Source organism: Maribacter thermophilus, assembly GCF_001020565.1.
GTDB lineage: Bacteria > Bacteroidota > Bacteroidia > Flavobacteriales > Flavobacteriaceae > Maribacter > Maribacter thermophilus.
Genome location: NZ_LDAS01000001.1, coordinates 1,583,753 through 1,605,424, shown reverse-complemented (window position 1 = coordinate 1,605,424; position 21,672 = coordinate 1,583,753). Strand labels below are relative to the sequence as shown.

The 21,672-nt window shown below is 38.4% G+C and carries 14 protein-coding genes; 6 read left to right on the top strand and 8 right to left on the bottom strand.

What is annotated here, in order from left to right:
• Positions 1–2: 2 nt before the first annotated feature.
• The 6 genes from AB657_RS06885 to tsaD form a co-directional block, all read right to left on the bottom strand.
• Positions 3–3,221 carry a SusC/RagA family TonB-linked outer membrane protein gene (locus AB657_RS06885; RefSeq protein ID WP_047245818.1) on the bottom strand — a complete coding sequence of 1,073 codons (3,219 nt, stop codon included), beginning with the start codon at positions 3,219–3,221 and terminating at the stop codon, positions 3–5.
• Positions 3,222–3,628: 407 nt separating this feature from the next.
• A complete protein-coding gene (locus AB657_RS06880) occupies positions 3,629–4,810 on the bottom strand; it encodes a class I SAM-dependent methyltransferase (protein ID WP_047245817.1) in 1,182 nt (393 codons plus the stop codon).
• A 7-nt stretch (positions 4,811–4,817) separates the two neighbouring features.
• Positions 4,818–5,918, bottom strand: coding sequence for an AI-2E family transporter (locus tag AB657_RS06875; protein WP_047245816.1), 1,101 nt, complete (start codon positions 5,916–5,918; stop codon positions 4,818–4,820).
• A 2-nt stretch (positions 5,919–5,920) separates the two neighbouring features.
• On the bottom strand, positions 5,921–6,568 hold the full coding sequence (locus AB657_RS06870; protein WP_047245815.1) for a DUF4159 domain-containing protein: 648 nt from the start codon (positions 6,566–6,568) through the stop codon (positions 5,921–5,923).
• Positions 6,569–6,714: 146 nt separating this feature from the next.
• Positions 6,715–7,422 carry a 16S rRNA (uracil(1498)-N(3))-methyltransferase gene (locus AB657_RS06865; RefSeq protein WP_047245814.1) on the bottom strand — a complete coding sequence of 236 codons (708 nt, stop codon included), beginning with the start codon at positions 7,420–7,422 and terminating at the stop codon, positions 6,715–6,717.
• 9 nt (positions 7,423–7,431) lie between these two features.
• Positions 7,432–8,463: a tRNA (adenosine(37)-N6)-threonylcarbamoyltransferase complex transferase subunit TsaD gene (tsaD, locus tag AB657_RS06860; RefSeq protein ID WP_047245813.1), complete on the bottom strand. Its 1,032-nt coding sequence runs from the start codon at positions 8,461–8,463 to the stop codon at positions 7,432–7,434.
• 87 nt (positions 8,464–8,550) lie between these two features.
• On the opposite strand from tsaD, the gene AB657_RS06855 reads away from it, so the two are divergent.
• The 4 genes from AB657_RS06855 (at position 8,551) to AB657_RS06840 (ending at position 16,106) form a co-directional block, all read left to right on the top strand.
• Positions 8,551–12,984: a translocation/assembly module TamB domain-containing protein gene (locus tag AB657_RS06855; RefSeq protein WP_052958757.1), complete on the top strand. Its 4,434-nt coding sequence runs from the start codon at positions 8,551–8,553 to the stop codon at positions 12,982–12,984.
• 171 nt (positions 12,985–13,155) lie between these two features.
• Positions 13,156–14,142, top strand: a complete 987-nt coding sequence (gene pfkA, locus AB657_RS06850; protein ID WP_047245811.1) for a 6-phosphofructokinase — start codon at positions 13,156–13,158, stop codon at positions 14,140–14,142.
• Positions 14,143–14,169: 27 nt separating this feature from the next.
• On the top strand, positions 14,170–15,171 hold the full coding sequence (gene gap, locus AB657_RS06845; RefSeq protein WP_047245810.1) for a type I glyceraldehyde-3-phosphate dehydrogenase: 1,002 nt from the start codon (positions 14,170–14,172) through the stop codon (positions 15,169–15,171).
• 83 nt (positions 15,172–15,254) lie between these two features.
• Positions 15,255–16,106 (top strand): N-acetylglucosamine kinase, encoded by an 852-nt coding sequence (locus AB657_RS06840; protein ID WP_047245809.1) that lies wholly within the window; start codon positions 15,255–15,257, stop codon positions 16,104–16,106.
• A 3-nt stretch (positions 16,107–16,109) separates the two neighbouring features.
• Here AB657_RS06840 and AB657_RS06835 read toward each other — a convergent pair whose 3' ends face one another.
• Complete coding sequence (locus AB657_RS06835) at positions 16,110–16,490, bottom strand: RidA family protein (RefSeq protein ID WP_047245808.1); 381 nt, start codon at positions 16,488–16,490, stop codon at positions 16,110–16,112.
• 19 nt (positions 16,491–16,509) lie between these two features.
• Positions 16,510–19,230, bottom strand: coding sequence for a putative LPS assembly protein LptD (locus AB657_RS06830; RefSeq protein ID WP_047245807.1), 2,721 nt, complete (start codon positions 19,228–19,230; stop codon positions 16,510–16,512).
• A 143-nt stretch (positions 19,231–19,373) separates the two neighbouring features.
• Between AB657_RS06830 and AB657_RS06825 the strand changes: the two genes are divergently transcribed.
• Both AB657_RS06825 and AB657_RS06820 read left to right on the top strand, forming a co-directional pair.
• Positions 19,374–20,648 carry an N-acetylmuramoyl-L-alanine amidase family protein gene (locus AB657_RS06825; protein WP_047245806.1) on the top strand — a complete coding sequence of 425 codons (1,275 nt, stop codon included), beginning with the start codon at positions 19,374–19,376 and terminating at the stop codon, positions 20,646–20,648.
• 59 nt (positions 20,649–20,707) lie between these two features.
• A complete protein-coding gene (locus AB657_RS06820; protein WP_047245805.1) occupies positions 20,708–21,670 on the top strand; it encodes an MlaD family protein in 963 nt (320 codons plus the stop codon).
• The last annotated feature ends 2 nt before the right edge of the window (positions 21,671–21,672 follow it).

The window sequence follows — 21,672 nt, the reverse complement described above, 5'->3', positions numbered from 1 at the left end:
TATTAAAATTTTAAATTAACACCTAATGAATAAATCGAGGCCAATGGATAATTGTTGTCGGATACACCTATAGTAAGGTTGTCGACAGATCCATTGTCATTGTATCTAGGTTGTAGTTCTGGGTCTACACCATCGTACCCTGTAATAGTAAATAAGTTGGTACCTTGAAGGTAGAACCTAACACTATCCATTCCGAGTAAACCAGAAATTTCATCATTAAATGTGTAACCGATCTGTAAGTTTTTCAAACGCATGTAAGAACCATCCTCAACAAAAAATGAATTTGCGGTACCTTCATTGTTGGTAATACTCTGGCTTAGTGCCGGTAAAGAGGCATCAAGATTGTCGGGAGTCCAAGAATCCAATACTCTCACACTTCTGTTTGCATTAAAAAACGTTGGAAAATCGGTGTATACTTTATCGTTGTTAAAGATTTCATTGCCTTGAGAACCTTGGAAGAAGGCAGACATGTCAAAACCTTTGTATGCCATTGTTAGGTTTACCCCGTATGTGAAATCTGGGTGTGGAGAACCAATAAAGGTTCTGTCGTCATCATTGATTACACCGTCATCATTTAAATCGGCATACTTAAATCTACCAACGCCGTCTGCAGCAGTTGCAAAACCTTGATCGGCACTAGCGCTAACTTCAGCTTCAGAAGCGAAGATACCTTCAACTACTCTACCGTAGAAAGAAGATAGAGGCTGACCTACCTGGGTTCTTGTAACCGTACCGGTAGTTCTAAAACCACCATATCCTGATTGGAAGGCACTGATCAAATCTGTAACCTCATTTTTGTAACTAGAGAAATTAACATCGATTCCATAACTGAAACCAGAATCGGTTTGATCGGCAAAGCTAAGCGTGGCATCAATACCTTTATTTTCAATTGAACCAAGGTTCACATAAGGAGGAGCAGAATCTATTGAAGTAGAACTGAACAAACTTTCATCTTGGTTGATCAAATCTTTGGTCTTAATGATAAAGTATTCTGCACCAAGATTAAGTTTACCGTCAAAGAAACCAAGTTCTATACCAAAGTTGGTGGTTTCACTGGTCTCCCATTTTAGATCAGGGTTACCGGCAGCCGATAAAATAGCTCCTTGAGATACCGCACCACTACCGTTAAAGCCGTAGTTGGCATATTGTTCACTTAATATAGATATATTGGTAGTTGGGTTGTTCACAGGAAGTGTTTGGTTTCCTAATTGTCCCCAAGAACCTTTAAGCTTAAAACGATTTACAAAAGAATCTTCTGGCCAAAAGTCTTCATTACTGACTACCCAACCAGCACTGAAAGAAGGAAAAATATCACTTTTGTTATCTCCTATGAATCTTGACGATTCGTCTTGACGAACTGTAGCCGTCAATAAATATTTGCCTGCGTAATTGTAATTAACAGTTCCGAATACAGAGAATAAAGAAGAAGCATTGTCATAAGCATATGCAACGTTCGCTGCACCACCACCATTACTTAATAGGTAATATTCGGGAGTTTCGAAGAAGTAATCGGTTCTTGAAATTTCCTTGCCTTTTCCTGTTACTTTTAAAGCTTCTATACCAACCAAGGCATTAATGCCATGATCACCAAAAGATTTGTTGTAACTTAAGGTGTTGTTCCATACCCACTCGTAAGTGTCTTGGTCCGCTTCTGTAAGCGTATTGGTCGAAATTGGTTCAGAAGACTCAGGAATCAAAGCTCTAAAACGTCTGTCGTTGTAGGCTCTAATAGAACCACCAATCGAAGTTTTAAATTGTAATCCGTCCAATATATCTACCGTAGCATAGATATCACCAAATACCCTAAATGTTTTTTGGAAATCATCCGCTTGTCTGTTAGCTTCGGCTACTGGGTTGTTAGGGTTCGATAGTCCTGTGTCGTTACTATAGTTACCTGCATAATTGCCATTGTCATCATAAACAGGAACTAGAGGAGACATTCTTGTAGCAAAGTTGTACCAAGATTGTCCACCACTTCTTCTGTCAAAAGAGATGTTGGTATGCTCTCCGATCTTGATTCGGTCACCGATCTTAAATTCTGAGTTTAATCTTACAGAACCTCTTTTGAAACCTGTCGCGATTTGAATACCTTGACGGTTTAAATAACCGGCAGAAAACAAGAATTTAGACTTTTCATTACCGTTCTCTAAAGTGATAGAGGCATTTTGTGTAATGGCCGTTCTGTATATTTCATCCAACCAATCTGTTCCTCCGTTTGGTTTTACCGTGGCGGTAATACCCTCTGGGGTTCTCTGTAACGTTGTTGGTACAACAGGCTCTGGTCCACTTCCGTATTGAGCATGTGAAGGTGTACCACCATCGTTTAAGATACTTTGCCATATCATTTGTCCGTGTTGTTCGGTATCCAATAATTCTGGCAAATTGGTAGCTTTGGAGAAACCAGTGTACATATCAACGGAAACACGAGCGGTATCCATGTTGTAACCACCACTTTTCGTGGTAACGATCACAACCCCATTAGAAGCTCTCGCACCATAAATGGCGGCAGCTCCATCTTTTAACACGTTCATCTGATCAATGTCCGCAGGGTTCAAAGAGTTCAAGATACTAGGGTCGTCCGTTTGTACCCCATCAATAATATATAGAGGGTCGTTACTGTTACCTGTACCATAACCCCTAATTCTAACAACAGGTGTAGCTCCTGGTTGTCCGTTGTTGGTAATGGTAACACCCGAAACCCTACCTTGTAATGCTTCGGCAGCATTTACCATCGGCGTTTTTGTAGCTTCGGAGACATCTACACTACCTACAGAACCTGTTAGGTCCCCTCTGGTTTGAGTAGAATAACCAGTTACAACTACTTCATCCAATGCGGCTGCATCTTCTACCATGGTAATGTTAATGGTAGATTGACCGTTTACCGCAACTTCTTGGGTTTTAAAACCTACATAACTAAATACAAGTACAGCACCTTCTGCTACGTTTAAGGTGTAGTTACCATCAAAATCACTTTGGGTACCGTTTGTAGTACCTTTTTCGATTATCGTGGTTCCGGGTAGTACTTGACCCATTTCGTCAGTAATTGTACCGGTAACCGTAGACTGAATAGCTTCGACCTCTACTTCTTTTGAGGTATCGGTCTTGTCATTTGCTAAAGCCGCTTGTGCTCCTAAGCAAATGATCATCGATAAAAACCCCAATCTGAAGAAAGAAGACTTTCTTTTGGATTTCACCGATTTGAAATCATTTTTTAGATTCATAATCCTTTGTTGTTTGTTAGTTTAAATTAATTTCATAATTCTGGCCTTCAACAATTCTTTAGGGTAAACAGACTTGAAAAAACCAAAATTAACCGTAATAATAACAAAATATTATGAAAAATGATGGAGGATAAATTCAATATTTCTAAAAAGCAAGTGTTAAAAATGAGTCTTTAAAATTGCGTAAATACCATAAAAGACTGAATATATAGTGGTTGTGAAAAAAATATAGGGGTCTAAATTATTAATTTGATAATTTGTAATTTTAACAACTTGGCAAGCTAATGTGTTAATTTTATCGGTATGTGGTCTATTTTACGGCATTTTAATTTAAGAATTTGTTGGTAGGTTATTTCTTGTTAATGATTGTTTTGTGCACTATTTTGTAGTTCCATTACTGTAGTGTTTTAGAACACTTTTTTGCAGGATATTACAATAGGTTTGTCCGTGTGGTCTTTAGTGAAGAAAAGGTAGTTGTCGCCACCTTCCTTTAATTTCAATTTTTTGCGTATACCTTCTACGGAGTCAGGAAAGTTTCTGGAAGTGATATTGGCTTTTGCAATGCCTAAGGATTTAATTTCTTTCCTGTTGTATTTGAGAACGGTATCTATCAAAAATCTTCGGCCGGGAAATTCTTTTAGTTCATTAGAAGTATATAGATGTGAATGTGGATTTAGCTTGTTGATCCCATATGCCTTTGCTATGACTTGAAAACCGCCAGACTTCATAATGGCGGCATTGGGTTCGTATAAATAGGTGAGGGGGGCTGAATATACTGCGACGGAACCGAGCTCTTCTTTTAGGTTGAACTGAAATTTATCGTGCCTGCTTTTTTTAAGATTGATTGTTTTAATGACCGTGTTTTCGGACCTTTCCTTTTTTAAAACCCAAAGCACTTCCTTTACTTCATTTTCCGAAGCGACTATATGAACTTCTGTAACATGGTCCAGTTGCTTTAAGCCGGCCTTAATATCTAAAAGTGGGCCTGTTTTTATCAAGATGTTTGGCGATTTGGAAAAAAAAAGATCTAGGTGTTCTATTACATTTGGTTCGCAATCTTCTAAAAAAAATACTTTTTTGTTGTTTTTGTCCCTTCGAGACGGGTCTACATAGATCCAATCGAAAGTATCTGTGGTTTTTTGTATAAAGTGGACCCCGTCTTCATTTATGGGTACAATATTGTTTTGTTCCAAAACTTTAAAATTGTGGCCGGCAATGGAAGAAAGTGTGCTGTTTTTTTCTATATGAATCACCTTTTTGGTTCTTTTGGCAAATGCAAAAGCATCTACCCCGAACCCCCCTGTTAGGTCTACCAATGTTTTTCCATTGATTATTGCTGCTTTGTAATTGGCGGTGGCCTCTGAAGAGGTCTGTGACAAGTTAAGCTTATTAGGGTAGTATATATTATGGGTAGAAAACCATGTCGGCAATTTGTTCTTTGCCCTGCTTTTTGATTCTATTTGTTCAACAAGCTCTTTGGCGGTTATATTGGCAAACGAAATATTTTTTAAAAGTATACCATGTACGTCGGTATTTAGGTTGTTGCTTATAAACTCTTGAGCCTCTTTTTTTAAAAGATTTTGGTTCATTACAGTCTCACAGGTTTTCGGTCAATGACTTTACTATCTTGTTATCGGCCAAAAATTCTTTCAATATGACTTTTATAGCAGTATAGCTAGGTACGGCTACTATCATACCCACTACACCAAATAAGAGACCGGCTATTATGATGACAAGAAAAATCTCTAAAGGATGAGACTTTACGCTATTCGAAAATATAAATGGCTGTGAGAAGAAATTATCGACCAACTGGCCAATGGCAAGACCAATTAATACGTAACCTGTTTTGGGCAGAATAACCGAACTAAAATCGGCACCAAGATTACTGCTCATTGTAAGTATTACCATTAATACCCCTCCAATAATGGGGCCTATATATGGTATGATATTGAACAGGGCGCATAAAAACGCTATAACAACGGCGTTCTCTATACCCACAATCAAGAGAACTATGGTATATATAATAAATAGAATAAATATCTGAAGAAGTAGTCCAACAAAGTAGCGGGATAGTAAATTGTTGATTTTGTTAATTGAATTAATAGTGCCCTGCTCCTTGGTTTTCGGAATAAAGGTAAGTAGGCCTTTTTGAAATAGTTTGCTATCCTTTAGAAAGAAAAATGAAATAAAAAGTATAGAGAAAAGTCCCATACTGGCTGAGCTGAGGAAGTTCAAAAGGGAATTTAGAAAATCGGGTATGAAACCAACATCCATTCCTTGAAGGATATTTTTCTCTATTTCATTGTCTTCGATTACATCCTCTACCACATGTGATGATAACCCAAAGTAATCCGTAACGGTATGATAAAGGGTATTTAAGCTTTCTTGCAGTTCTTCAATATTCAATAAAGAAAGGTTTTTGCTCTGTTCGGTCAATAAGGGTATAAACAATGCAAAAATGCCTATTAGGATACCTATCATTAAAATCATGGTCACTACCACAGCTAGAACATTTGGGAAATTAAATTTTCCTCTTAAAAAAAGAACAATGGGTCTTCCTATTAAGGCGACAATGGCCGCAGCTGCCAAATAAGCCAATACCGAACGTATTGTGTATAGAAAATATAAGGTAATGACAATAGCCGCTATAATCCCCAGGGCTCTTAGAATTCCGTTGGAAATGGTTTTAGAGGTCATATTTAGTTTTTAAAAACATAAGAAATAATATTAGCTCCCATTTTTAGGGCTTTGGCCCTTATCTCTTCTGGGTCGTTGTGAACGGCCGGATCTTCCCATCCATCTCCTAGGTCAGATTCTACGGTAAACAATAAAACTAGCCTATTGTCTTGAAAAATACCAAAAGCTTGAGGTCTTTTTCCGTCATGTTCGTGAATTTTAGGCAATCCTTGGGGGAAGTTATATTCTTGAGAGAAAATAGGATGGTCCGTTCCAATTTCCTCTAATCCATTATTAGGGAATAATGTTTCCAGTTGCTTTTCTATATATTGTTTCATTCCATAGTTGTCATCTATATGCAAGAACCCTCCAGATAACAGATAGTTTCTTAAGTTTTCCATTTCTTCTGGTGAAAAAACAACATTTCCATGTCCGGTCATGTGAATAAATGGGTATTGGAATATGGCATTGCTTCCTACCTCCACCGTTTCTGGTTTAGAATTTAACCGGGTACCTATATTCGAATTACAAAAGTTGATCAGATTGGGTAGTGCAGTGGGATTAGAATACCAATCGCCCCCACCTTGGTATTTTAAAATAGCAATTTCTTGAGAGTTCGCCTTTAGGGAGAATAAAAACAATAAGATTAGTATTGGTGTAAATTGCTTCATTTTATAAGGTGCATTTCATTATCAAATTTACATAATATTGATCGCGAAATAGCCCCAACCATTTGTATTGTTATATATTTCTTGTTTTTAGTGCTTATTATCGAACAATATGTCCGTATATTTTAAAAACTATTGGGTTGTATTGTTTAGCCATTATTTATCATGGCCACGGTGGTACAGGCTACAATGGCCGCCGTTTCTGTGCGTAACCTATTTTTGCCCATAGAGACGGGCATATATCCTTTTGATATTGCTTTCTTTATTTCTGCGGTAGAAAAATCCCCTTCTGGCCCTATGAGTATAGTCGTGGGGCTGTCGGGTATAACGCTTCTTTTGAGTTCGTATTTTTCCATATTCTCGCAATGGGCTATGAATAGACTACCTTCTGCAGGTTTTTCGAGAAATTCGTCCAAAGGTATTAAATCGTTCAATTTGGGTAGGTATGCCTGAAAAGATTGTTTCATTGCCGACAGAATTACTTTGTTGTACCGCTCCAATTTAATGGTTTTTCGTTCTGATCGTTGGCAAATAACCGGGGTTATTTCATTTACACCAATTTCGGTGGCTTTTTCCAGAAACCACTCAAAACGATCGTTCATTTTGGTAGGTGCCACCACCATATGCAGCCAATGTTTTTGTGGATGTACTTTTTTTATCCCGGTAACCTCTACCGAACATTTTTTCGGATTGTCGTCGATGATTTTGGCACTGAGCATTAAACCTTTCCCGTTGGTGATCAATAACTCATCATTTATTTTTCTTCTAAGCACCTTAACAATATGCTTGCTCTCGGCAGAATCAAATGAAAATAGAGAGGTGTTCCCGGTAAGCTCGGCGTTATAGAATAGTTGCATAATTAGGAGTTAAGAAGTCAAACTGTATCGGGCTTTTGCAGTAATGCCTTGGTCGGTAAACTGTCCACTTTTGTACTTGTGGTATCCGACTATGCCTATCATACCGGCATTATCGGTACAAAATTCGAATTTAGGTATGTAGGTTGTCCACCCAAATTTATTTTCGGCTTCTTTTAGTGCGGATCTTATACCGGAATTGGCTGATACCCCACCACCGATAGCAATATTTTTTATTCCCGTTTGCTTAACGGCCTTTTTAAGTTTGTCCATTAATATATTTATAATGGTAGCTTGTATGGAGGCGCATATATCTTCCAGGTTTTCGTTTATAAAATCTGGATGCTTAGCAGTTTGTTTTTGTATAAAATAAAGGATGCTTGTCTTTAACCCACTAAAGCTAAAATCAAGGTCTTTTACTTTTGGTTTGGGAAATTCGAATCGTGTCGGATCTCCATTAAGGGCATGTTTGTCGATCAATGGTCCGCCCGGGTAGGGAAGACCTAAAATTTTGGCACTTTTATCAAAAGCTTCCCCAACGGCATCGTCCAAGGTCTGGCCAATTATTCTCATGTCAAAATAGTCGTTTACCTCCACGATTTGGGTGTGCCCCCCACTGATGGTCAGTGCCAAAAAAGGAAAGGTGGGCATGGCCATGCTTTCATCTTTTATGAAGTGGGCCAAAATGTGGGCCTGCATATGGTTAACCTCAATTAAGGGTATGTTCAGGGCCAGGGACAAAGACTTGGCAAATGAAGTGCCTACCAATAAAGAACCCATGAGTCCAGGTCCTCTTGTAAATGCTATGGCGGATAATTGTTTTTTATCGATATTTGCCCTAGCTAAAGCTTGATTCGTTACAGGAACAATATTTTGTTGGTGTGCACGTGAAGCAAGCTCAGGTACGACCCCGCCATATTCTTTGTGAATTTTTTGGGATGCGACCACATTGCTCAGCACAGTATCATTTTGTAGAACGGCCACCGAGGTGTCGTCACAAGAAGATTCTATGGCAAGAATATAAATATTTTCTTTTTCCGTCATGTTTGGAACAAAAATTGAAACACAAAGGTAAAACATAAAAGCGCTATCAAAAAACTAAGGAAAATACTGGTTAGAACTATATTGGTTCTGTTGTTGACTTGTGTTTTAGGAACTATTGTGCTTTCATTGCCTATAGTGCAGACCGCTTTGGCCAAATACGCCACAGATTCTATAAATAAGGAGTTTGGTACCAACATTAATGTGGACAGGCTCAGGGTGTCTTTAATTTCGTGGGATACCTCTCTAAAAGGGGTGTATGTCGAAGATTATAAAAAGGATACACTTTTTTACATAAACGAGCTAAAAACATCAATTCTAAGCATAGGTAATTTGGCACAGGGACGTCTAGAGTTTGGTGACATCGATATTGATTCGTTACATTTTAAATTAAAGAATTATTACGGGGAGCAGACCACCAATATCAATGTGTTCGTTGATAAGTTGGATGATGGCCAACCCAGGGATCCCGGTACTCCTCCGTTTTTCTTTTCGTCCTCTTTCGTCGATATCAACAACAGTAGGTTTCAATATATAGACGAGAACCTGGAAAACCAGAAAGTATTGGACTTTAAGGGGCTGAATATTGAAGCCGATGATTTTCAGATCTTAGGGCCAGAAGTTACTGCCGATATTGGCCGAATGTCTTTTTTGAGCAAAAGAGGTATACAGGTTCAGGATATGAGTACCGATTTTAAGTATACCAAACAACAAATGCGATTTGATTCGCTTCAGATAAAAACGGCCAAGTCCAATCTAGATGGCAACCTTGTCTTTAACTACAATAGGGAAGATTTTAAAGATTTCGTGGATAAGGTGAACGTGGTTGCCGATTTTGAGGAATCTACGGTTTCCTTCGATGATATAAACATGATCTATAATGAATTTGGAAAAGGGAAACAGGCGATGATAACCGCCAATTTTAATGGGGTATTAAATGATCTCAACGTTGACAACTTGTTTTTGATTTCCGATAACACCGGGGTAAGGGGCGATTTTAATTTTAAAAATCTTTTTAATAAACAGAAGTCGTTCATCTTGGATGCCCAGATGAAAAACGTGACAAGTAGTTATTATCAGCTTAATGCTTTGTTGCCTAACTTAATAGGAAATTCACTGCCTTCTACGCTTAGTAAGCTGGGGCAATTTACCATACGCGGAAATGCCTTGGTAACAGATTCTTCGATAGATGCAAAGGTAAACTTGAACACTGCTATAGGTAGCAGTTATTCAGATGTTGTCATAACCGATTTTAATAATATAGATGCGGCAACGTATAAAGGGTTTGTGTCGTTGATAGATTTTGATTTAGGGGATTTTGTCAACAGTAAAAGCCTAGGGAAAACAACATTGGATTTTAATGTGGAAGGAAAGGGGTTTGTTACCGAACATTTAAATACAGAGGTAATAGGTAAGATTTATTCCATAGATTTTAATAATTATAAATATCAAGATCTGAGCGTTTCCGGAATATTAAAAGAACAGTTGTTCGATGGTTCCCTTACCAGTAATGACGAGAACATTAAATTTAACTTTAAGGGATTGGCAGATTTCGAGGAAGAAAGCAACAACTTTAATTTTAAAGCATCCGTGGCCTATGCCGATCTTAAAAAACTAAACTTTATAAACGATAGCATCTCCATCTTCAAGGGTGATGTAAGCATGAATATAAACGGTACTACATTAGATAATATAGTAGGGGACGTCAGTTTTTCGAAAACCAATTTTCAGAATGTGAACGACACCTATTATTTTGATGATTTCAAAGTAACATCCTCGTTTGAGAATGATTCTGTCAGAACCATAAATATAAATTCCCCTGATATTATCACGGGGTATATGAAAGGTAATTTTAAAGTAAAGGAACTGGGGAAATTGGTCCAGAACTCTGTCGGAAGTATTTATACCAATTACCGACCGTATGAAATCTCCGAAGGGCAGAACATCGATTTTAACTTTAAGATATATAACAAGATCGTAGATGTCTTTTTCCCCGAGGTGAGGTTCGATCCCAACACTTTTATTAGAGGGAAAATTGTTTCTGATGAAGGGGACTTTAAACTAAATTTTAAATCTCCTAGTATTGAGGCTTACGGTAATGAGGCAGACAATATAGAGTTGAAGATAGATAACAAGAACCCTCTTTTTAATACCTATGTATCGGTAAGCGATTTAAAGACCAGATATTATGACGTTAAAGATTTTAGCTTGATCAACACTACGTTGAAGGACACTCTGTTCTTTAGGTCAGAGTTTAAAGGGGGTAGTGAGTTTAACGATAGTTATAACTTAAACTTTTATCACACCTTTAATAAAGAAAACAAATCTGTAATAGGTCTAAAGACCTCTGATGTAAGCTTTAAAGGCAATAAATGGATACTGAACAAGGAAGGCGATACTAAAAATAAAGTGATATTAAATAGGTCTTTGGACAGCATTACAATTCAAGAAATTGTAATGAACAACGAAGAACGCGAGCAAATTCGTTTAAAAGGGCAATTGGCCGATTCTACTTATAAAGATCTTCAGCTTCAATTTAAAATAGTTTCCTTGAATAAGATTACCCCGGTAATCGATAGTCTTAAGCTTCAGGGAGAGGTAAACGGTAGTTTAAATATTCTTCAAAAAGATGGTATTTATTTACCATCCTCGAATTTGAACATAGAACAGTTCGGAATAAACGACATACCCTTGGGCGACTTGGCGATCAGTATTGTGGGAAATAGGGATCTTACCGAGTTTCAGGTTAATTCGCAACTCAGCGAAAATGGAACTGAGAAATTTGGGGTGGTAGGTAAAATAAACAATAAGGCAGATGTGCCTACGGCGAACTTGGTGGCTAATTTCAATAATTTTAATTTGGAACCTTTTAGTCCTTTAGGGGATGGTGTCATTGATAATATTAGAGGGGATATGGACGGTCGCGTAAGTATTACGGGAGACGTGGACAATCCTAATTTTGATGGTCTTATTACCTTGGACAATGCCGGTATTGCCATACCCTATTTAAATGTGGATTATGCCTTTGCCCCTAGATCTAGGGTGCGCTTGGATAAACAGACCTTCGATTTTGAAAATATTGGCCTTACCGATGTGGCTATGAAGACAAAGGCAAATCTAGATGGCACCATTACTCATAGCTATTTCGATAACTGGGTACTTAACTTGAACGTTGATACCAATGACAATCGATTTTTGATATTGAATACAGAGTTTAAAGAAGGCGACCTGTATTATGGAACCGGTTATTTGAACGGTACGGGCCGTATCTATGGACCGACAACGGCATTGAATATTACCGTAGATGGTGAGACGGCGAAAGGGACATCTTTAAAAATACCATTGAGCGATGTTGCTACAGTGGGGGATTACTCTTTTATAAATTTCATTGAAAAGAACGATCTTGGGGTCATTGATGAACAAAGGGAGTTGAAAGACTATCAGGGGCTGGAATTGGAATTTAACCTTGATGTAACACCCGATGCCGAAGTAGAGATAGTTACCGATACCAAAACGGGCAGTTCTTTAAAAGGAACCGGAGAGGGTATTCTTTTAATTCAGATAAACACCAATGGAAAGTTTGAGATGTATGGGGATTTTGTTGTGGTTACAGGGCAATTTCATTATAAATTCGGTGGGTTGATAGACAAAACTTTTAAAGTGGAACCTGGAGGCACCATAAATTGGGATCAAAAGCCATTGCAGGCCCAGTTAAATATGGAAGCGGTATATTCTTTAACGGCGAATCCGGCCCCATTGTTAGACGACGATAGCTATACAAGTAGAATATCGACAGATGTTATAATACGGCTAACAGGAGAATTGGAGAACCCTGATATTGAGTTTGGTATCGATTTTCCTGGAACCAACTCAATTGTACAATCAGAGTTGGAGTATAGGTTGCAAGATCCAACGGTGGCCGAGAAAAATGCCATATTTTTATTGGCACAAGGTTCTTTTGTAAGCGATCAAAGTGGAATAAACCAGCAGGCAATTACAGGTAATTTGGTACAGAGCGCTTCTGGAATATTGAATTCTATTTTAGGAGGAAGCAACGATAAATTAAATTTTGGACTTTCGTATGAACAAGGTATTCAGAGTACGGATTTGGAGACAGATGACCGAATAGGTGTAACCGTATCTACACAAATATCCGATAGGGTATTGTTCAACGGTCAAGTAGGGGTTCCTGTGGGGGGGGCAAGTGAAACATTGGTAGCTGGCGATTTTGAAATACAGTTGCTTTTAAATGAAGAAGGTAGTCTAAGTGCTCAATTTTTTAGTAGGCAGAGCGAAATAGAGGCCATTCTTCCCGATCAGCAAGGATCTACACAAGGAGCGGGATTATCATACGAGGTGGATTTTGATACCTTTAAAGAGCTGTTCAGGAAAATTTTAAAGAAAGAAGATTCGTCAAAGTCACAATCGGTGAGCAAACCTACTCCCCAAATAACTCCCCAACCTGATAATGTTATGGGAAAAGATAGCTTGCTAAATTTTTATTCCAAACCAAAATCTTTCTAATTTTTTTACTGTTAGAACATTTGAAAATGTTAATAAATTACAGGTTTGCGTTATTTTTTGGTTAATATGTAACAGTGGTGTCTTTTTTTTCGGGGATTGTAGTAAAATGCATGGGCAAGCCATTTCTTTATTGGCAGAAGTTTTAGTAATTTCGTTGGCTTAAATTTTCACATGTCATCAAAAATTAAAAAAATAGCAGTACTCACATCTGGGGGCGATTCTCCAGGTATGAATGCGGCCATAAGATCGGTCGTGAGAACATGTGCCTACATGAAAGTTGAGTGTGTAGGTGTCTATAGGGGGTATCAAGGAATGATAGAAGGAGATTTCAAACCTATGGACGCAAGAAGTGTAAATAACATTATCAATAAAGGAGGTACTATCCTGAAATCAGCGAGATGTACCGAGTTTAGAACTCCCGAAGGCAGGAAAAAAGCTTATGACCAACTGGTGTCGGCAGGTATAGATGCCTTTGTGGTTATTGGGGGTGATGGTAGTTTTACGGGTGCTATGATTTTTAATCAAGAATTTAGTTTCCCTATTATGGGGATACCCGGTACTATCGATAATGATATTTTTGGTACCAGTTTTACACTTGGCTTTGATACGGCACTAAATACGGTAGTAGATTGTATAGATAAGATCAGGGATACGGCCAGCTCCCATAACAGGCTTTTCTTTGTGGAAGTAATGGGTAGGGATGTTGGACATATTGCCTTGAACGCCGGTGTAGGTGCAGGAGCAGAAGAAATTCTGATACCGGAAGAAAATTTAGGGCTCGATCGCCTATTGGAATCCTTGAAGAGAAGTAAGGAGTCTGGAAAATCCTCGAGCATCGTTATAGTGGCAGAAGGTGATAAATCTGGTAAAAACGTATTCGAATTAAAAGAATATGTAGAAGAACATTTACCAATTTATGATGTTCGTGTCTCTGTATTGGGACATATGCAACGAGGAGGGGCTCCGTCTTGCTATGACCGTGTACTTGCCAGTAGAATGGGAGTTAGGGCGGTTGAAGCCCTGTTGGAAGGTAAAACAAACCTTATGGTAGGTATTCAGGACAATAAAATAACCCTGACGCCAATAAATAAGGCTATAAAGGGGCATACAAAAATAGATAAGGAACTAATAAGGGTTTCTGAAATAATGACTACATAATTTTTAATCGATTAAAAACAATAGAAGATGTCAAATTTAAAAATAGGAATAAACGGTTTTGGTAGAATAGGTAGATTGGTGTTTAGAACAACGATCAAACGCGGAGATGTAGATGTAGTGGCAATCAACGATTTGTTGGATGTTGAGCATTTAGCTTACTTGTTAAAATACGATTCTGTTCACGGACATTTCGATGGCACCGTAGATGTTAAGGATGGCAATTTGATCGTTAACGGAAAAACTGTTAGAATTACTGCAGAAAGAGACCCTAAGAACTGTAAATGGGATGAGGTAGGCGCAACTATTGTTGCAGAATGTACCGGTATTTTTACTACACTTGAAACGGCCCAGTACCATATAGACGGTGGAGCAAAAAAAGTAGTTATTTCAGCTCCTTCGAAAGATGCTCCAATGTTTGTGATGGGGGTTAATCACAAAGAGGTTAAGGCTTCTGATACCATTGTTTCAAATGCGTCTTGTACAACTAACTGTCTTGCTCCAATGGCCAAAGTGTTGAACGATGCCTTTGGTATCGAAGAAGCGTTGATGACTACGGTACACGCTACAACGGCTACTCAAATGACCGTTGACGGACCATCTAAAAAAGATTGGAGAGGTGGTAGAAGTGCTATGTTGAACATTATACCAGCATCTACTGGTGCAGCAGTTGCCGTAACCAAAGTTATTCCTGCCCTAAAGGGGAAATTGACAGGAATGGCGTTCAGGGTTCCTACGGCGGATGTTTCTGTGGTAGATCTTACCGTTCGTTTAGAAAAGGAGACTTCTTACGAAGAAATTAAAAAGGCTTTTAAAGCTGCTTCCGAAGGAGAGTTGAACGGTGTTTTAGGCTATACCGAAGAAGCGGTAGTTTCTCAAGATTTTATTGGTGAGGCCAAAACAAGTGTGTTTGATGCCGGTGCCGGTATAGAGTTGAATTCCAAGTTCTTTAAGCTTGTTTCTTGGTATGATAACGAATCTGGTTTTTCAAATAAAATGGTAGACCTTATTCAACATGTAAACAGCCTTTAAGGAACAATTTAGTTTTATAATATTAATCCTGATTATAAGGCGATTTTTCCTTATTTTCAGGATTATTTTTTAAATGAAAGTGTATGATTTTAATAGTGGATAGCGGTGCTACCAAATCAGATTGGATAGCCTTGGATGAAAACGGGAATGAGCTTTTTTTGACCCAAACATTGGGTTTGAGCCCTGAGGTTTTGACCAAAGATGTAATAGAGGATAGATTGGCTAATAATTTTGAGTTATCTAAAAATAGGGACAAGGTTACAAAACTGTTTTTTTACGGTGCGGGATGTGGTACCGATAGAATGAAAAAATTTTTAAAGGATATTTTTAAAGACTTTTTTCCGAATGCCAAAGCCGATGTAAGAGAAGATACGTACGCTGCTATATATGCCACGACAAAAATAGGGCATCAAGGTATTGTATGTATACTCGGTACCGGTTCTAACTGCAGCTATTACGATGGTAACCAACTGTTTCAAAAAGTTACTTCGTTGGGGTACATACCTATGGATGATGGTAGTGGAAATTACTTTGGGCGAAAATTGATAAGGGATTATTATTTTAATAAAATGCCCGGGGATCTTGGTATCAAGTTTGCACAGCAATATGATTTGGAGGCAGATACTATAAAAGAGAATCTATACAAGCAACCCAATCCTAATACGTATCTCGCTACCTTTGCAAGGTTCTTGATAGAAAATAAAGAACACCCGTATTCTAAAGGTGTAATAGATAAAGGTTTTCAGCAGTTTATAAACAACTACGTGATGCAGTTTGAACTGGCAACCAAGGTGCCCATTAATTTTGTAGGCAGTATAGCCCATTATTTAAGGGACGAACTAACCACCGTATTAAAAAGAAATGATTTGATCGTGGGTGTTATTCGACAAAGACCCATAGAGGGCCTTGTTGAATTTCATAGAGAAAATATGTAGAGCTTATTTTACGGCGATCATAGAAATCTCCACATTTACGAATTTAGGCAAATTAGCCACTTCGACCGTTTCTCTCGCAGGAGCGGTTTCTTCGTTAAAATAAGAGCTGTAGACTTCGTTTACTTGCGAAAATTGGTTCATGTCGCTCAAGAATATAGATGACTTTACCACGTTTTCAAATGTCATATCGGCCTCTTCTAGAATAGCCTTTAGGTTTTCCATGGACTGGCGAGTTTCTTTTTTAATGTCACCAGAAATAAGTTCACCGCTCTTTGGGTCTATAGGTATCTGTCCAGAAATATAAAGGGTGTTTCCGCTCAAGATGGCTTGGTTGTATGGGCCTATCGGTGCTGGTGCATTTACAGTGTTTATGACCTTTTTCATAATATAGCTGTTATTGTTCCTAATAAGATTTACTTCTGTTTTCCCATTTTAGATCACTCAATATAGAGGCGTCTATACCTATAAAGAAATACCATCTTTTATATGTGCCAAAAGGTGTCCAGTTAAAACGCATGGAAAAACTCTTTAAATCTCTTTGAAATCTTAATTGGGTCAAGGTAAAACCTTTGTTTTTAAAATCATATCCCGAAGAACCGCCCACTTTCCATCTCGGGGATAGTTCTATATCTCCCGAGAACATTAAAGAGTGGCTGCTGAACTCGTTTTGTCGGGCACTGTTTAAGTAACTTGCGGAATAAGCAAGTCTAAAGTTCCACGGTATTTTGGTGCCATATACGGGATTTTGAACATCTTCGTCCTTGTCTTGCGGTCTTACGGGGTTGTCTGTAAAACTATCGGCTCGTCCAAATAGGTCGTCCGTTCGGCCACCACTCTGGGCTACATAGTCGAATGGATCTTCTTCTTCCTGATCTTTTTTGTCATCCTTGTCTTTTCCGAACATATCGCTACTGATAGAATAGGAAATGTTGGCGTTTGCCCTTGTTAATCGGAAAAGGCTTCCGCCGTTATCAATATTCCATGTGTCGATCCGAGTACCGTTATTATCTATCGCATAGGGGTCTAATCCGGCAGAAAAGTTAATGGACATTTTGTTGTCCAATATCGTGGTTCCCCCGTTTATACTTAGGGGGCTCAATCTTAAAGAATCCGATTCTAGGTTGTATGAGGTAGAGATGTTGAGATTGCTTAAGATAGGAATCTTTTTAGGTTCTATTTTTGTAGAATCCTTATCCCTGACCTTTGCTTCAAGGGTATTTGCCAATGAGAAACTTACACTGTTGGATCTTCCTAGGCTAGGGGCTCCGTTAAGGGTGCCTTCAAAACGGCTATATTGTACTACATCACCATCTTCATCTATATATTCATCATAAAATTGATCAAAAGAGGGAGCGTATCCGTAACTTAAAGAGGGGCGCATTACATGTCTTATTGCCTGTATCTTTTTGTCCTCACCAAAGTTGAAAGTTCCGTAAAGTGTGGTACCTATACTAGCGCTAAGGTTGTATTGGTTGTATCTGTCAAAGCCACTTATGGTATCTCTTACGACAGCGTCCGATTCGCTATCATAACGTTGGTCGTAGGTCTCCAATGTCCACACGTCCTTATAACTACCGCCCATACTAACACTAAAGAATTTTGCCACTTTAAAGTTGGTGTTTATGGGGATGGTGTGTACGGCACCAACTTTGGCATTATCGAACATTTTGCCCGTTAAAAAATCATCGTCATTGGTGGTTAATCTATTTTGGGCGTTTAAGTCGTACTGAAAATTGATATTTTGAATTATACCTTTCTTTATGCCGTCCCTTTTTGCAAAAGGATAAATGCGTTCCATACTTGCCTGTAGTGTAGGAAGGGTCATTGTAATGTTATCCGTGTCCGATTCAAGAACCGTGGCCGAGGTAAGCTGTGAGTGTGTCGCGGTCAAGCTCATGTTTACCGAGGGGTATTCGGGAAACGTTTTTGAGTATGATATAGAGGAAGATAGTGTGTTGTTCTGTGTACTGGGCAAATTTCTTTGCTGTAAAGAGTTTCTGTAATATTCGCTACTCCCTAAGTTAACAGACGCAGAAAATCTTGAGTTCGGACTTGCTTTCGTGTCCTGCGAATGTGAAAATTGAATGTTATAGTTTTTTGAAAGACTATAATCACTAAATCCCTTTTGGCTATTGACCAGATTCTCGTACCTTATATTAAAGTTTCCTCTGTACTTATATCGTTTGGTATACACCGAGGTGGCTCTAAATCCCCAACTGCCGTTCGTGTAAAAATCACCTGTAAATGTTACGTCGGCATAATCTCCCAGCGGCAGGTAGTAGCCCATGTCCTGTAAGAAATAGCCTGTATCGGGATCGTTACCGAAAGAAGGCATTAAAATACCTGCGGCCCGACCTACGGATAATGGAAAATAGGCAAAGGGCATGATTATAGGTGTGGGAACATCGGCAATGTACAGATTGCTAAAACCTGCAATCACCTTTTTCTTGGGAACAAATTTAGCCTTTCTTACCCTAATGTAATAATCGGGATTAATGGTGTCTTTTGAGGTGGTCAGTTTTGCTTCGCTTAAAAAATATACCGAGTCGTTCTCCTTTTTCGTAATCTCGGCATAAACTTTCATGGCATCACTTCCTAGTTGTCCTGCAGCGGCCTGTTGTTCTGTTCTAGAGTTCCAGATGATAGCCTTTTGAGTGTCAAAATTAAATCGTATGGAATCTGGAATTACGACATTGGATCCCTGTTTAAAGTATGGCAACTGGGTGTAATTGCCCAGGGAATCCTTTATACGGCCAGCGTATACCTCGTTTTTAACATAGTCCATTGTAATTATACCTGCTTTTAGCTCGGTGTCTTGATAATAGATCTCTGCTTCGTTGTACAGGTATATTTTATTCTCTTTTTGACTTAATTTAACGTAATCCTTGGCTTTGTACTTAATATTGTCCAATAATATTGGAGGCTTTTGGTTGAGGGAATCTTGAGCCAAAGAATCTCTCATAACACTGTCGTTTACAACAGGTTTTGGAAAAAGTGGAGCTATAATAGAGTCCTTTTCCGCTTTTACTTCAATGGGTACAACCTTGTTCTCTTGGGCTACTAGAGAAAATATACCAACAAAAAGTAGGAATAGGAAAAGTACGTTCTGTTTATTTGATTGCAAGGCTATATATCCTATTTTTGTAAAGGTTTGGCAATCTGTGAGCCATTAGATTCAGATGCCAAACTTACATATATTTTTTATTCCCTTTATAGAGTATTACAATAATTTTAACCATGTAAAGGGCTACGAAAACCCAATTGAATATGAAAATTAAACCATTATTTGCATTCTTGTTGTTGGTGTGCCCTATGTTGCTTACCTCTTTTACCGATTATGATGCGGTCGAGGACACTGATCCCTTTGTTGTTGTTCTGGATGCTGGACATGGTGGCCACGACCCGGGAAACTTGGGAAATGGATATTTGGAAAAAAATATAGCCCTTAATATTGTATTGAAAGTAGGGGAGATACTATCTAAGAATAAGGATATTAAAGTAATCTATACTAGAAAGGACGATACCTTTATAGATCTTTATGTAAGAGGGGAGATTGCCAATAAGGCAAATGCAGATCTTTTTGTCTCGGTACATTGCGACTCACATACTTCAGATGCACATGGTGCGGGTACTTTCGTACTGGGGCTCCATGCCAACAAACAAAATTTCGAGATTGCAAAAAAGGAAAACTCTGTAATCTATTTAGAGGACAATTATGAAACTCGTTATGCAGATTACGATATCAATTCTCCAGAATCGGTTATCGGTCTTACCATAATGCAAGAAGAATTTTTGGATCAAAGCATTGCATTGGCAAAAAAAATACAAGATAATATGTCGGGTAGGTTAAAGCGTAATGATCGTAAGGTGAAACAGGCCGGTTTTATTGTGTTGCACCAGACCTTTATGCCCAGTGTTCTTGTAGAGACCGGTTTTTTGACCAATAAAGAAGAAGGGGCCTATCTGAATTCTAAGAAAGGACAATCGGAAATGGGAGCTGCAATAGCGGATGCCATTCTTAAATATAAAGACGAAACAACAAGTAATAGTTCTCTTGTCGGTTCTGAAATTTCGGCTCCGGAAATAAAAGAGCCCGAGAAAAAAACCGAAGAAAAGAAACAAACGGGAGAGATCGTGGCCGTGGTAGTACCTGAAAACAAGCCGAAACCCACTTTAGACGATGCTAAAGAAAAAGAACTTCCGAAAAAAGAAGAAGTAAAAGAAGTAGTCGACGTAAAATCGGAAAAGAAGCCAAAGATATCTGAGAGCAGCAATGATCAAAAGCTGATTTTTAAGGTCCAATTAATGGCAAGTGGTAAAAATTTACCGTTGGAGGCCGCAAATTTTAAAGGTCTGTCACAACTTTCTAAAGAGCCTTATAAAAATCTTTTTAGATACATGTATGGGGAAACGCATTCGTATCGGGAAGCAAAGATGATGCAAGCCAAGGCCGTTAGAACAGGCTATCCCTCTGCTTATATTGTAGCATATAAGGATGGGGAAAGGGTACCTGTTCCAAAAGAGCTGCAAGACGATTTATAATAAATCTTACTGATATAATATTTATTTCTAATTTTGTTGATAACCGTAAAACTGATTACTTGAAACTATCCAGAGAAATTAAAACCGGAATTATAGTAATTGGAGGAATACTTTTATTCATATTGGGGTTTAGTTATTTAAAGTCCACTCCACTTTTTGACAACAGTAAGACATTGTATGCCATTTACCCCGATGTAGGAGGCTTGCAAGTAGGGACCGTCGTTTCTATAAACGGCTTTGGGGTAGGAAAGGTAAATGATATAAAGTTTCTGGATACCAAAGGAAACCTTATGGTCACCTTTACGGTGAGCAGTGATTTTGAGTTTTCGAAGAACAGTACCGTAGAGTTGTACGATACCGGTATTATTGGAGGTAAAGGACTACAGATAACACCTGTTTTCGATGGTGCCCGCGCCATCGAATCTGGAGATACCCTAAACACACAGACCAGGCCTGGCCTAACAGAACTCGCTCAACAAAAACTTACCCCTTTGTTCAAAAAGTTCGAATCTGCGGTGGGAGACGCTGACTCGGTGCTAATAAACGTAAACGATGTCTTAAGCGGTAATACAAAGCAAGATTTGCGAAAGGCCATTAATGGTCTGAGCGAACTTATGGTAAGTCTTAACGGTAGTGCACGGGTATTGAATGATATTTTAAAAAACAATGAGAGCAAATTGGATAGTTCTTTAAATAATTTTGAGCGATTGACCCATAATTTTGCGGAACTTTCAGATACACTGAACAACGCCGGACTAGGCAGAACGCTGTCCAGTTTAGAATCTACAATGGCTAGTTTAAATGATATCATGTCCAAAATAGACCAAGGCGATGGTACCCTTGGTAAATTGATGAACGATGAAGAGCTGTATTCTAACCTGAATAGTGCCTCTAGGGAATTGGATTTGTTGTTGCAAGATTTTAGGTTAAACCCAAAACGTTATGTGAATGTATCTGTCTTTGGTAAAAAACAAAAAGAATATAAGGTTCCCGAAGAAGATCCAGCAGATAAAATAGAATAGTT